This window comes from Pseudomonas fluorescens (genome assembly GCF_001307275.1).
GTDB lineage: Bacteria > Pseudomonadota > Gammaproteobacteria > Pseudomonadales > Pseudomonadaceae > Aquipseudomonas > Aquipseudomonas fluorescens_AA.
Genome location: NZ_CP012831.1, coordinates 5549553 through 5564016, shown reverse-complemented (window position 1 = coordinate 5564016; position 14464 = coordinate 5549553). Strand labels below are relative to the sequence as shown.

Annotated in this window: 7 protein-coding genes; 3 read left to right on the top strand and 4 right to left on the bottom strand. The window is 62.7% G+C overall.

The window, feature by feature from the left end; genetic code table 11:
* Positions 1-4: 4 nt before the first annotated feature.
* From AO356_RS24625 to AO356_RS24615, 3 genes are all read right to left on the bottom strand, one after another.
* The gene (locus tag AO356_RS24625; protein ID WP_060741992.1) at positions 5-1585 is read right to left on the bottom strand and encodes an aldehyde dehydrogenase (NADP(+)); all 1581 of its coding nucleotides are present in this window, start codon (positions 1583-1585) and stop codon (positions 5-7) included.
* 12 nt (positions 1586-1597) lie between these two features.
* On the bottom strand, positions 1598-2590 hold the full coding sequence (gene araD1, locus AO356_RS24620; protein ID WP_060741991.1) for an AraD1 family protein: 993 nt from the start codon (positions 2588-2590) through the stop codon (positions 1598-1600).
* 149 nt (positions 2591-2739) lie between these two features.
* Entirely contained in the window at positions 2740-4062 is a 1323-nt protein-coding gene (locus AO356_RS24615) for an MFS transporter (RefSeq protein WP_060741990.1), read from the bottom strand.
* A gap of 193 nt (positions 4063-4255) precedes the next feature.
* On the opposite strand from AO356_RS24615, the gene AO356_RS24610 reads away from it, so the two are divergent.
* The 3 genes from AO356_RS24610 (at position 4256) to AO356_RS32760 (ending at position 11900) form a co-directional block, all read left to right on the top strand.
* On the top strand, positions 4256-5992 hold the full coding sequence (locus AO356_RS24610; protein ID WP_060741989.1) for an IlvD/Edd family dehydratase: 1737 nt from the start codon (positions 4256-4258) through the stop codon (positions 5990-5992).
* Positions 5993-6243: 251 nt separating this feature from the next.
* Positions 6244-6963 (top strand): FadR/GntR family transcriptional regulator, encoded by a 720-nt coding sequence (locus tag AO356_RS24605; protein ID WP_060741988.1) that lies wholly within the window; start codon positions 6244-6246, stop codon positions 6961-6963.
* A gap of 248 nt (positions 6964-7211) precedes the next feature.
* Positions 7212-11900 carry a dermonecrotic toxin domain-containing protein gene (locus AO356_RS32760; RefSeq protein ID WP_060741987.1) on the top strand — a complete coding sequence of 1563 codons (4689 nt, stop codon included), beginning with the start codon at positions 7212-7214 and terminating at the stop codon, positions 11898-11900.
* A 169-nt stretch (positions 11901-12069) separates the two neighbouring features.
* Here the strand turns inward: AO356_RS32760 and AO356_RS24595 are convergent, their stop codons facing one another.
* Positions 12070-14445 (bottom strand): efflux RND transporter permease subunit, encoded by a 2376-nt coding sequence (locus tag AO356_RS24595; protein WP_060741986.1) that lies wholly within the window; start codon positions 14443-14445, stop codon positions 12070-12072.
* Between the last annotated feature and the right edge of the window lie 19 nt (positions 14446-14464).

Here is a 14464-nt window from a genome sequence, read left to right as displayed (position 1 = left end):
GCCGTCAGAGCGCCTCGCGCCCCGGCACCCCATCCACCAACCGCAGGATCCCCAGCGGGTTGGCGTTCTTCAGCGGTTCCGGCAGCAGACTGTCGGGATAGTTCTGGAAGCACACCGGGCGCAGGAAGCGATCGATCGCCAATGTGCCCACCGAGGTGCCCCGGGCATCGGACGTCGCCGGGTAAGGCCCGCCGTGCACCATCGAATCACACACCTCGACCCCGGTCGGATAACCGTTGAGCAGGATGCGGCCGACCTTCTGTTCCAGCAGCGGTGTCAATTCGCCGAACCGTTCGAAATCCGCCGGCTCGCCAATCATCGTCGCGGTCAGTTGGCCGTGCAGGCCGTTCAGCGCGGCGGTCAGTTGTGCCTGGTCGGCGACTTCGACAAACACCGTGGTCGGGCCGAACACTTCTTCTTGCAGCGCCTCGTCACCGTTGATCAGCAGGCTGGCATCGGCCTTGAACAGCTGCGGCTGGGCCTGGTTGCCCTGCTGCTCGCGCCCGGCCAGGTGCTCGATACCCGGGTGAGCGAGCAATTTCTGCAGGCCCTTGCCGTAGCTTTGCAGCGTGCCGGCGTTGAGCATGGTCTGGGGCGCCTGGTCACCAATCAGCGCGGCCACTTGCTGGGTGAAGGCGGTGAATTGCGGCGAGCGAATGCCGATCACCAGGCCCGGGTTGGTACAGAACTGACCACAGCCCTGCACCACCGAGGCGGTCAAGTCGCGAGCGACGCTCTCGGCGCGGGTTTCCAGCGCTTGCGGCAACACGATCACAGGGTTGATGCTCGACATTTCGGCGAACACCGGAATCGGCTGCGGCCGTGCGGCCGCCATGTCGCACAGGGCACGCCCGCCCTTGAGAGAACCGGTGAAGCCCACAGCCTGGATCGCCGGATGCTTGACCAGCCATTCGCCGACACCACCGCCGTAGATCATGTTGAACACGCCAGCCGGCATCGCGGTTTTTTCCGCCGCGCGAATGATCGCATCGGCCACGTGCTCGGCGGTCGCCATGTGGCCGCTGTGGGCCTTGAACACCACTGGGCAACCGGCCGCCAGGGCCGACGCCGTGTCGCCGCCGGCGGTGGAAAACGCCAGGGGGAAGTTACTGGCGCCGAACACCGCCACCGGCCCCAGGCCGATGCGGTATTGGCGCAGGTCCGGACGCGGTAGCGGCGTGCGCTCAGGCAATGCCCGGTCGATGCGCGCGCCGTAGAAATCGCCTCGGCGCAAGACCTTGGCGAACAGGCGCATCTGGCCGCTGGTGCGACCGCGCTCGCCCTGGATCCGTGCCGCCGGCAGCGCGGTTTCACGGCAGACCACGGCCACGAATTCATCGCCCAAGGCGTCCAGTTCATCGGCAATGGCCTCGAGGAACTCGGCCCGGCGCACCGCGCTCAGGCTTCGGTAGGCCGGATAAGCCGCAGCCGCGGCCTTGGCGGCAGCATCGACTTCTTCGGCCGTGGCCTGGATGAAATCATGGGGCAAAGCCTCGCCGGTGCTGGCGTCGGCGCTCTGCAGGCGAGTCTGGCCGGCCGCGCTGCGTGCGCCGCCGATGTAGTTGTGGCCAAGGATCTGGTTCATCGCAAGTCTCCTTTAAAGTGTGCCGATAGTACCCGGGTTGAACACCGCGTCTACCGGGGCAATGCCGTTGACCAGCGGCGCGCCGAATTCAGCCTGGCTGATTTCGAACACATCCCCCGGCTGGGTGCGGATGCCGTCGGCGAACGACAGGGTCGCGGTGCCGAAGAAGTGAACGTGGACGTCCCCCGGGCGCAGGAACTGACTGTACTTGAAGTGGTGGAACTCCAGGTTCTCGAGGCTGTGGCACATGTTCGCCTCGCCGCTGAGGAACTCGTTCTGCCACAGCACTTCGCCATTGCGCAGGATACGACTGGTCCCGGACAGATGTTGAGGCAGTTCACCGACGCGAAGTTCCGGGCCAAAACTGCAACTGCGCAGTTTCGAGTGGGCCAGGTACAGGTAATTCTTGCGTTCCATGACGTGGTCGGAAAACTCGTTGCCCACCGCGAAGCCCAGGCGATAGGGCTTGCCGTCGTGGCCGATGACATACAGGCCGCTGATTTCCGGCTCTTCGCCGGCGTCTTCGGCAAAGGGCGGCAGCGGGAACGGATGGCCCGGACGAACGACGATGCTGCCGTCGCCCTTGTAGAACCATTCCGGTTGCACGCCGGTCTGCCCGGCCTGGGGTTTACCGCCCTCCACGCCCCACTTGAAGATGCGCATGGTGTCGGTCATGGTCGCTTCGTCGCCGGCCTGCTGGTGCATCTTGTCCCGGGCCGAGGCGCTGCCCAGGTGGGTCAGGCCGGTACCGCTGACCAACAGGTGCGCCGGGTCCGGGTGGTCCAGCGGTGGCAGGATGCGCAACTCACCGAGCAACCGGGCGTAGTCATGACCCGTCCCCAGGCCCAGGCTGTCGACCTGCTGCTCAAGCTTCACACCCGCCTCGATGGCCGCCAGCGCCAGCTCGCGCACGCTACCGGCGCCCTGCACTTCGCGCACCTGATCGCCGTCGACCACACCGACGCGGCGTTCGCCGTTACTCAATTCGAACTGAACTAAACGCATATCTTTCTCCTTGTAAGCAAAACTTGAATTCGGTGCAGCCCCCTTGTGGGAGCGAGCTTGCTCGCGATGGCGGTCTGACAGTCGACATCATCGGTGAATGAGAGACTGCTATCGCGAGCAAGCTCGCTCCCACAGTTAAGTGCAGTGATCTAGGTACGCGTCGCCCCCCGGGCGCTGGCGGCGAACTGGTCCGCCGGCAGCACATGCTTGCGTTCCAGCAACCGATAGACCACGCCGGTCAACACCAGGCCGAACACCATCACACCGGACAGGAAATACAGCCCCGAGGCCAGGTTACCGGTGTACTCCTTCAGCGCACCGATCACGAACGGACCAATGTAACCGCCCAGGTTGCCCACCGAGTTGATCAACGCAATACCCGCCGCCGCACTGGCACCGGCAAAGAAACGCCCTGGCAAGGTCCAGAACACCGCCGTGCAGGAAAACAGCGCGAACGCCACCAGGCACAGCGCCGCCAGTTGCAACACCGGCACCGACAACCAGGCGCTGAGGAACAGGCCGATGGCGCCCAGCACGTACAACACGGCGAGGTGACCGTAGCGGTCGTTCAAGCGGTCGGAACTGCGGGGTATGATCAGCAGGCCAACGATGCCGAAGATGTATGGCACCGACGAGACGAAACCCGTCACCAGGTCGCTGCCGCCGAACTGCTTGATCAGCGTCGGCAGCCACAGGCCCAGGCCGTAGATGCTCAGGGTCACCGGCAGGTAGAACAGCGCCAGCAGCAAGACACGCTTGTCCTTGAGGGCATGCAGCGGATTGCCGTGGCGGGTCTGGCCGTATTCCTGCAAATCTTTTTTCAGCTCACCGGTCAGCCAGTCCTTCTCGGCCTGGTCCATCCATTTCACTTGTTGCGGACCATCCGGCAGATAACGCAGCACCGGCCAGGTCAACAGCACCGCCGGCAGGCCGATGACGATGAACAGCCACTGCCAGCCGTGCAGGCCGAGAATCCCGTCCATGCCCAGCAAGCCGCCGGACACGGGGCCGGTGATCATCATTGCAATAGGTTGGGACAGGATGAACAGGCCCAGGATCTTGCCGCGATGGCGCACCGGGAACCACTGGGTGATGTAGTACAGCACGCCCGGGAAGAACCCGGCTTCCGCCGCGCCCAGCAGAAAGCGCATCACATAGAAGCTATGAGGGCCCTGCACGAACGCCATGCCGATGGTGATGGCGCCCCAGGTGATCATGATCCGGGCGAACCAGCGCCGGGCACCGAAGCGCTCCAGCATCAGGTTGCTGGGGATCTCCAGCAGGAAGTAACCGATGAAAAACAGCCCGGCACCCAGGCCGTAGGCGGCGTCGCCAATACCGATGTCGGCGCCCATGTGCAGCTTGGCGAAGCCCACCGCGGAGCGGTCCACGTAGGCGATCAGGTACAGCAGGATCAGGAAGGGAATCAGTTTCAGCGTAATGCGGCGAATAAGCCGCAATTCCTGGCTCATGGGACCGGTCTCCGATTGTTGTTGTTATGGAACCTCGGGGGATTTCTCTCGCGAATGACCGCCAGGACAACCCCTCCGTTGAATCGGACTATATAGTAATACTATTTACCCAACAACACTTCCAAAGCGCGCAATTTGCGCTTATGTTACGCTCAAGCTCGAACAATATAGTCATACAATAAGAGAATCGATCATGTCTGATAAGAAACCCTCCCTGCGCTCGGCCCAATGGTTTGGCACGGCCGACAAAAACGGCTTCATGTACCGCAGCTGGATGAAAAATCAGGGCATCGCCGACCATCAGTTCCACGGCAAGCCGATCATCGGCATCTGCAACACCTGGTCGGAGCTGACGCCGTGCAACGCGCACTTCCGGCAGATCGCCGAGCACGTCAAGCGCGGCGTGATCGAAGCCGGGGGCTTCCCGGTGGAGTTCCCGGTGTTCTCCAACGGCGAATCGAACCTGCGCCCCACCGCCATGCTGACCCGCAACCTGGCGAGCATGGACGTGGAAGAAGCGATTCGCGGCAACCCGATTGACGGCGTCGTGCTGCTCACCGGTTGCGACAAGACCACCCCGGCGTTGCTGATGGGCGCCGCCAGTTGCGACGTCCCGGCCATCGTCGTCACCGGCGGGCCGATGCTCAACGGCAAGCACAAAGGCCAGGACATCGGTTCGGGTACCGTGGTCTGGCAATTGAGCGAGCAGGTCAAGGCCGGCACCATCACCATCGACGACTTCCTCGCGGCCGAGGGAGGCATGTCCCGCTCGGCCGGTACCTGCAACACCATGGGCACCGCCTCGACCATGGCCTGCATGGCCGAAGCCCTCGGCACCTCCCTGCCCCACAACGCGGCGATTCCGGCCGTGGATGCACGGCGTTATGTGCTGGCCCATATGTCCGGCATGCGCGCCGTGGAAATGGTCCGTGAAGACCTCAAGCTGTCGAAGATCCTGACCAAGGAAGCCTTCGAAAACGCCATCCGCGTCAACGCCGCCATCGGCGGTTCCACCAACGCGGTGATCCACCTCAAGGCCATTGCCGGACGCATCGGCGTGCAGCTGGACCTGGACGACTGGACCCGTATCGGTCGCGGCATGCCGACCATCGTCGACCTGCAACCGTCCGGGCGCTTTTTGATGGAAGAGTTCTACTACGCCGGCGGTCTGCCCGCCGTGCTGCGGCGCCTCGGCGAGGCCAATCTGATTCCCAATCCGAATGCCCTGACGGTCAACGGCAAGAGCCTCGGCGAGAACACCAAGGACGCGCCGATCTATGGCCAGGATGAGGTGATCCGCACCCTGGACAACCCGATCCGCGCCGACGGCGGTATCTGCGTGCTGCGCGGCAACCTGGCGCCACTGGGGGCGGTGCTCAAGCCGTCCGCCGCCACCGCCGAACTGATGCAGCATCGCGGTCGCGCCGTGGTGTTCGAGAACTTCGACGAGTACAAGGCCCGGATCAACGACCCGGAACTGGACGTGGACGCCAACTCGATCCTGGTGATGAAGAACTGCGGGCCCAAGGGTTATCCGGGCATGGCCGAAGTGGGCAACATGGGCCTGCCGGCCAAGCTGCTGGCCCAGGGCGTGACGGACATGGTGCGGATTTCCGATGCGCGCATGAGCGGCACCGCCTACGGCACCGTGGTGCTGCACGTGGCACCGGAAGCCGCGGCCGGCGGACCTCTGGCGGCAGTGAAGGAAGGCGACTGGATCGAGCTCGACTGCGCCAGCGGCCGCCTGCACCTGGACATCCCGGACGCCGAACTCGCCGCGCGCCTGGCCGACCTCGCTCCCCCGCAGCAACTGCTCGTGGGCGGCTATCGCCAGTTGTACATCGACCACGTGTTGCAAGCGGACCAGGGTTGTGACTTCGACTTCCTGGTGGGCTGCCGCGGCGCCGAAGTACCACGCCACTCCCACTGAAGCCATCCATCCCCCTGTGGGAGCAAGCCTTTGTGGGAACAAGCTTTTGTGGGAGCTGAGCTTGCTCGCGATAGCGGTGTCACAGACAACAGAGATGTTGACTGGAAAGGCCTCATCGCGAGCAAGCTCCCACAAAAAGCTCGCTCCCACAATGGGTCTGTATCTAAATCAAAAATCGCACTAGCGACCCGCCATTGCCGCGCCTGCTATCATGCGCAACACTCCCCTCGCACAGGATCGCGCCGCGTCCCATGGATTACCGTAAACCCTCCGACCGCAAGAGCATGCACGCGCGCATCGTCCAGGAACTGGGCATGCAGATCGTTTCCGGGCGCTTCAAGCCGGACGATAAACTGCCCGCCGAAGCCTTGTTGTGCGAAGAGTATGCGGTCAGCCGCCCGGTGCTGCGCGAAGCCACGCGGGTGCTGGTCGCCAAGGGCCTGGTGTATTCGCGTCCGCGCGTAGGCACGGTGGTCAAGGCCCGGCGGGAATGGCATATGCTCGATCCGGATGTGCTGCATTGGTTGATGCAGAGCAGCCCGCAGAATGAATTCTTCAACCTGCTGACCAGCGTGCGCAGCATTATCGAGCCGGCCGCCGCCGCCCTCGCCGCACAGTTCGCCGACGAGGCCGACATCGCCGCCATCCGTGAAGCCTACCAACGCATGGAAGCCGCCCCGACCCCGGAGGCCGTGCTGCAACCGGACCTGGACTTCCACAGCCGCATCGCCGACGCCACCCACAACGACCTGCTCGCCAACCTGTGCAACATGTTGTCGGTGGCCATCGCCGAAGCCCTCAAGCACTCCAACCAGCGGCCCAACCTGCACGAGCTGGCGATGCCACGGCACAAGGCGATCCTCACCGCCATCGAGAACCGCGATGCCCTCGGTGCCCGCCACGCCACCCTGGTGCAACTGGACGATGCCCGTAGCGCGCTGAACGTCGTGCTGGGCAACGATCCCGCCTGATAAGGTCAGACTTGTGGGAGCAAAGCTTGCTCGCGATGGGGCGCACTCCAGTCTACTGTCGCGAGCAAGCTTTGCTCCCACAGGGTCGTGGCTTGACTGAGCAGCTTTGCTCCTACGAGGTTTGGCTTGACTGACTGACCGGCATTATTCTCAGCGGGTGGTATTTATGTACCACCCGCACCGAACCGAGAAGTCGATACTTTTCTCGCCGTCATCCCGACGGCCATGTTTTGTGAAAAGGACTTCTCATGACCGCTCCCTCCTCCGCAGACTCCATCCCTGCGTTGACGCAAAGCGTCAGCCTGCAATTCGCCAGCCACCCGACCTTCGAACAAATCGCGCAACGCATGCTCGAACAAGCTATCAAGCGAACATACCCCTGGCTGGACATCGATCTCTCCACCGTCCAACTGGCGACTCCGGACGCCACCGGACGCGCCTGGCAATTCCAGCCGTTCATGCCCGTGGTGCTCAATCACCTGGCCGTTGGCACACCCGTGGATTTCAGCCCACGGGGCAACCTGGACTGTTTTCTCTCCGACACCCCACCCCACCGGCTCCGGGCAGGCAACCAGGAAGTGGACATCCAGGTCATCAAGAACTTGCTGCTGGAACTGGCCTGGAGCGTACCGCTCGGGCTGGAGGATGCGCTGGTCCGTTACTGGGGCGACGACATTGACGCAACCGGTGCGAACAGCCGCAGCAACCGCTGGCGCTGGCTCGGCGATGTGCTGAGGAACATGCTGAGCATCCGCGGGCTGCAACAGCCGGGGCTCGCTGACACGGCCCGCGAAGCCCTTGACCAGGTCGTCCGTTGGCCGGACCGGGAACGGCGCTTTTGTCTCGACCGACAAGCGCCTGTGTATGCCTACAACCTGGAAACCCGGATCACCCGGGGCACGACCAGCAGCGTACTGGTCGGCAGCGAGATCCTCCTGGTCCGCGCCACAAAAGGCACCACCGACTTCCTGCTGTGCAGTCCCGGCAGCGCCGTGCAATCCTTTGCCTCCCTGGAAGCCTTCAATCGGCATTGGGGCGCATCGATCGCCAGCCGTTACACCGTCGACACCGTCACCTGCCAGCGCTACGAGATAAGCGGCGACGTCTTCGAGAGCCAGGCGGCGATGCTGCTGGAGCAACAACTGGCCGACCTGAAGGCTGTACAACTGCCCGCCGGGATCGACCTGCAAAGCCTGAAGAACCTCTACAACGACTTGAGCGACCCGGCTCGCTACCTGCTGGAAGCCCCCCGACTCTCGCCGCAAACCTCGGCACGCCTGGCTCCCTTGCTGCCCCGCTGGCTGAAAAAAAGCTCCATCGCCGACCAGACGACGCTCCAGCACTACAGCCTGGCCCTGGCCAGTGCCAAAAAACGCCACCAGGGCCAGAGCTTCCTCAGCGGCATCGAGGACATCAAGGCCTTCACCGCCAGTGCCTTGTCCAGCGCCATGGGGCAAACGAACGACAGCAGCCCGGGCAAGGTGTCATCGAGCCAATACCAACCCAACGATGTGCTGCTGACCTTCACCGTTTCCGCAGGCTACCCCGGGACCATCGGCCTCAGCGAGAAGCGGCAGATGAGCCTGACCGAACTGGCCATCCACAATCTCGTCGCCCGCCCCAGCGGCCACTTCACGCTCAGCCATCGCCTGGGCCTGACGCTGCCGACCTGGTTGACCCCGGACTTCGTGACCGGGCTGGTCGAGCAGGTCGACATTGGCGCGACCTATCCTCGCTACCTGCAACAGCACCTGCTCGGTGGCTCGCCCCAGGCAAAGAACCGCCAACGGATGTTCGCCGAGCAAATCCCTGCGCAACTGGCCCTCGAAGCGCTGAAACAGCGGCTGGACAACGAAAACGGCATGACTGTCCAAGGCCTGCGCCTGCTTGAAGCCGTTCTCCAGCCTGACGCGGCGAACCAACAGGTCAACGGTCGCCCGGTGGTCATTCGCCACCTGGGTTTGGTGCGCAAGCCCCAGGCCCAGCCCGATACCGTGACCAACATGTTCCTGATCGAAGCGCAGGACACCACCACCGGCCCGCACCTGCTGTATCGGCCGCTTTACGCCCCTGCGCTGCAAGAGTTCCCGACACGGGAGGCGCTGCTCCAGGCCATTGCCGCCGCCGGGGATCTGCAGAACAGCGTCCTGACCTGGCTGTCCGACGCCGCCCGCCCGGTGTACGCCAACGGCGGTTTCCTGGAGCCCCGCATCGTGCGGTTCCTTCCCGGTGACGAGTTCAGCGCCCCCGACAAACCCGCCCCGGCCACACTCGCCACGCAGGATACCCACGACGAACTGCTGCAAGCGCTGCACAACGGCGAGCTCATGCAATACCTCTATGGCTGCAATGCCCAGGCCCTGGTCACCCAGGCCGACCGGAACTCGGTGTCCAACAGCGAGAGCCGCTGGGCGGTGTTGCTCCAGGGCGGCGGCCTGTTGTTCAACACGCTGCTGTTCCCTTTGTTGCGCGGTCCGGTCATGACCACTGCCTGGCTATGGAACCTGATGGCCAGTGCCCAACAGGACATTCCAGCCCTGATCAGCGAGGACCCGGTGGCGCGGGAGCTGGCCGCCGTCGACCTGCTCGTCAACCTGGCCATGCTGGTGAGCCAACTGCCGACCGGTCATGCGCCGGTCACCCGTGCGGCGGTGGCCCCATCGCTGAAGGAGCAAGCCATGCGTCCCCCGGCGCCACGCACCATTGCCGAGCAGTGGCCAGCGCCAGCGCCGCCCACCGTGGCGGAGGGAACCATCGCCGTGCCTGGCGCCCACACCGAAGCTGCCAGTAGACGCCTGGACTTCAGTTTCGCCAGCGCCGGCCAGCGCCTGACACCGGAACAACGCACCCGGCTGCTGCGCTTGCAGGCACTGCGTCCTCCGGCAATGCCCGACCCCATCGGCTATGGCCCGTACAAGGGTTTGTACGTGATCGACAACAAATGGCATGCAGAGGTCCAAGACGTTCTGTATCAGGTCAATCCTGAAGCGGACGGCAGCGCGACCATCGTCGACCCACTCGACCCCAGCCGCAACGGTCCGCCGTTGAAAACCGACCGCCAGGGCCGCTGGTCCCTCGATCTGCGTCTGCGCCTGCTGGGCGGTGCGCCGCCCAAGCGGATGGATGCACAGCGTCGTGCCAATCTGCAGCGTATCGGGGAATTGACCGAGGAACTCAACCAGTGGGTGGCGCAGGAAGACGATCGACAGAAAGCCCTCGACGTGGCCCAGCAAGTGATGACAAGGCTCCAGGAAGGCAGCACTTACACCGAAGCGCAGCGGGAGCCGAAACGCAAAATATTCCATGACCTGCTCCAGGAGCAGACCGAAGTTTATTTGAAACTGATGAAGAGTGCGTCCGAACGCGCCAGCCTGGGTATCGGGCTTACACCTAAGTACATGCGCGGACTCTTTGAAAACGTGATCAACAATGCCCGTAAGGCCGTCGTGGTCACCGAAATGGATTACATAGCCGCCAAGAACAGGGACCCCAGGTTTCGAGCAGAAAGCGATGTCCAGGAAGTCCTTACCCACCACATGCAGGACTACATCAAGTTCCTCGACCTCATGAGCGACATCAATGATCGAGCGATCTACTGGCTGGAACTCAAGGACGAATACCTTGAGCGCCTCTTGAACTTCGATGCCGATGGCGCCCAGGCGTTCGAACGCCTGACCAGGGACCGTCCGTTGAACGAAGGCAATGCCATCAGCCGCAAAGCCCTGCAACTTTCTACGCTTCCCATGCTGTCGATCAAAAATCCCCAATCGGACGTGCCCGCCGTCCTGCTTCGCATCGTCGTACCGCTGGGGGAACAAACGCGCTCCCACAGCGAGCTACGGCTGTATGAGCTGACGCCGCAGGAACAACTCGACATCCTGACAAGCCTGACCGAGCGCTATGGCAAGACCCTGGATGCGTTGCAAGGGGTCAAGACCCTCTACCCCGACGATATCCACGTGTCCTATTTCGACAGGCTGGTCAAGTTGGTCGACAGTCTTTACCAGGAGGTGTCGGGCAAACTCGCCGCCGAAATCAAACCCGAGCCAAAACCACGCAAACGCCCGCCGAAACGCCCCAGGCCAGCCGCTGCACACGCCCAGAAAAAGCTGATCAGGACCCGCCACAATGGCGTCTTGATTGGCGACCTGAAACCGGCCGGCACCTCCTTGCCGATTGAAGTCGTCGAGCTGCGCTCGCAAGTCGATGACGAGATCCTCGCCACCTATTCCCGCCATGATGATGTCTGGGATGTCGTCGAAGTACGTCGCCCGGCCCCGGCACCCGAGACAAGATCGGTCAAGGCGATCAAGGCCGATGCGCGAAAACTGCTCGACGAGCTGGACGCACGCATGCACCGCGCTGAAAGCTACAAGAAAAACTGCCGCCATCCTCAGGAAATCGAGGAGATCATGAGCAATGAGGCGAGTCGATTTCGCAAGCTTGCCGAGGAACTCGACCGGGCGTTCACCGCAGCGCAAACCCCGCTTACCCCGGCAGACCAGGCACTGAGCCAACAGTTGTCAGACGCGGTATCCAGCCTGACCGCCAAGGGCAGTGCCCTGCGCACCGAATTGAGCCTGCAATTGCCGCCTACCGACGGCAACCTGCGGTTCCTGTTCGAAAAGAACCTGATACAAGTCGCACGTCTCGGCGAACGCACGGCCTTGAAAGGAAGCCGCAAGGATTTCCTCCAGGAGTACGCCATCAACGACCGTAATGGCTCTCCCCTCTGGTATGCGCATTTTCACTACGAAACGGCTGACACACCGAAGGACAATTTCAGCGTCGCGCACCTGAAGACCAAGGAACAACGCAAGGAGCACTACCACTCACTGCTGGCCAAGGCCACCAGCCCTTATGCGGTGGTGAACGTGCATCGAGGACAGCTCGGCAAGTCGTTGGCGCAGAGCAGGTTCTTGCCCTTGGCGCCTTGATGGCCAGGGTTTGCAGGCTGGAGTGATCAGTCGCTGAGCGCCAGCAAAAACCTGTGGGAGCGAGCTTGCTCGCGATGGCTGACGGACATTCAACACCTTCATTGACTGTCACACCGCTATCGCGAGCAAGCTCGCTCCCACAGTGGCTTGCCCCTAGGGCTGCCCCTCATCAGTGGGCAAACAACGAATTGCCCTTCTGCCCCGCCAGTTTCTCCGGCTTGATCAGGAACCGCGCCAGCGCCGGCAACAGCCACAGCGCACCGAACATGTTCCACAGCAACATGAACGTCAACATCAAGCCCATGTCGGCCTGGAACTTGATGGCCGAGAAGATCCAGGTGCACACGCCGATGGCCAGGCACAAACCGGTGAACAGCACCGCCTTGCCGGTGGATTTCAGCGTCTGGTAGTAAGCCTCCTGCAATGGCAACCCGGCCCGCAGGAAGCTTTCCAGGCGACTATAGATGTAGATGCCATAGTCCACGCCGATCCCGACGCCAAGCGCGACCACCGGCAGCGTCGCGACTTTCACACCGATGCCCATGAAAGCCATCAGGGCGTTGCCCAGTACCGACGTCAGTACCAGCGGCAGCACGATGCACAGCGTCGCCGCCCAGGAACGGAAGGTGATCATGCACATGGTCGCCACGCAGATGTACACCAGGATCAGGATGGTCAGTTCCGATTCCTTGATCACTTCATTGGTGGCCGCCTCGATGCCGGCGTTACCGGCGGCGAGGATGAACTCCAGGCCATCGCGGTTGTTTTCCTTGGCGAAGTCCTGCACCGCCTTCACCGCGCGGTCCAGGGTCTCGGCCTTGTGGTCGTTGAGGAACACCAGCACCGGTGCCAGGGAGCAGCTGTTGTTGTACAGGCCATCGGCCCGGGCGATGGAGTTGTTCAGCACATCAGGGTTGCGCGACAGGGTCTCCCATTTCAGGTTGCCCTCGTTCATGCCCTTGATCATTTGCTTGGACACGGTCACCAGGGAAATCGCCGACTGCACGCCCTCGGTGTTCTGCATCTTCCACATCAATTCGTCGATGGGGGCCATGGCTTCATAGCGCGAACAGCCTTCGGCCTTGGTCTTGACCATCACCACCAGCACATCGGAGCTGGTGGAGTAATTGCTGATGATGAAGTTGTTGTCCTGGTTGTAGCGCGAGTCCGGACGCAGTTCCGGCGCGCCCTGGTCCAGGTCGCCGATCTTCAGGTTCTGGCTGTACCAGAGGCCACCGCCAAAGGCGAGCACCGCCAGGGCAATGGACACCGGCGCGACCTTGGCGCTGGCGAAGTTCGACAGCAGGCGCCAGAACGGATGCTCGCGGGTCGCATCTTTCTTGCTGCGCTCCACCGCACGCTTGCTGATGCCAGCGTAGGAGATCGCCACCGGCAGCAGGATCAGGTTGGTGAACACGATCACCGCCACGCCGATGGAGGCGCCGATGGCCAGTTCGCGGATCACGCCGATGTCGATGATCAGCAAGGTGATGAAGCCCACGGCGTCCGCCAGGATCGCGATCATCCCCGGCAGGAACAACTGGCGGAAGGTACGCCGCGCCGCCGTCAGGGCGTTGTCCGCCTCGCTGGACTGCAAGGCGATGCCATTGATTTTCTGCACCCCGTGGGAAATACCGATGGCGAAGATCAGGAACGGCACCAGCATCGAGTACGGATCCAGGCCGAAACCGGCGGCGTGCATCAGCCCCAGTTGCCAGATCACCGCCACCAGGGTGGTGGTCAACACCGCCACGGTGCTGCGCATGCAGTTGGTGAACCAGTACAAGAGGATCAGGGTGATGACGAAGGCCACGCCGAAGAACAGCACCACCATGACCAGGCCGTCGATCAGGTCACCGACTTTCTTGGCGAAACCGACGATATGGATCTGCACATTCGGGTTCTGGGCTTCGAACTTGTTGCGGATCTTGTCTTCAAGCTCGTGGGAAAACTTCCGATAGTCGAGGGCGAGCAATTTGCCCTGGTCCTGCGGGTCCGGATAGGACTCCAGCAGCGGGATGTCGATGATGCTCGACTTGAAGTCGTTGGCCACCAGGCGCCCGACCTGGCCGGACTTGAGCACGTTGTTGCGCAGCAGGTCGAGGCTGTCGGCCGAGCCGTTGTAGCTCTGGGGGATCACCTCGCCGCCGGCGAAGCCCTCCTCCGTCACTTCGGTCCAGCGCACGCTGGGGCTCCACAACGACTTGAGCCCGGAACGGTCGACACCGGAGATGTAGAAGACCTCGTCGTGGATCTGGCGCAGGGTCTCCATGTAGTCCTTGGAGAAAATGTCGCCATTGGTGGCTTCCACGGAAATGCGCACCGTGTTGCCCAGGTTCGCCAGGTCGTTGCGGTGCTCGAGCATCTTCTGGATGAAGGGGTGCTCGAGGGGGATCATTTTTTCGAAACTGGTGGAGGGGCGGATCAGCGTGGCCTGCCAGAACAGGAAAATGCTGACCAGCAGGCAAATGACGATCACTGCCGGGCGGTTGTTGAAAATCAGGCGCTCGAGGAACGTCGCCTTGTCTTGATGATGACTGCTCATGGGGTCCGCCTTCTTGTTT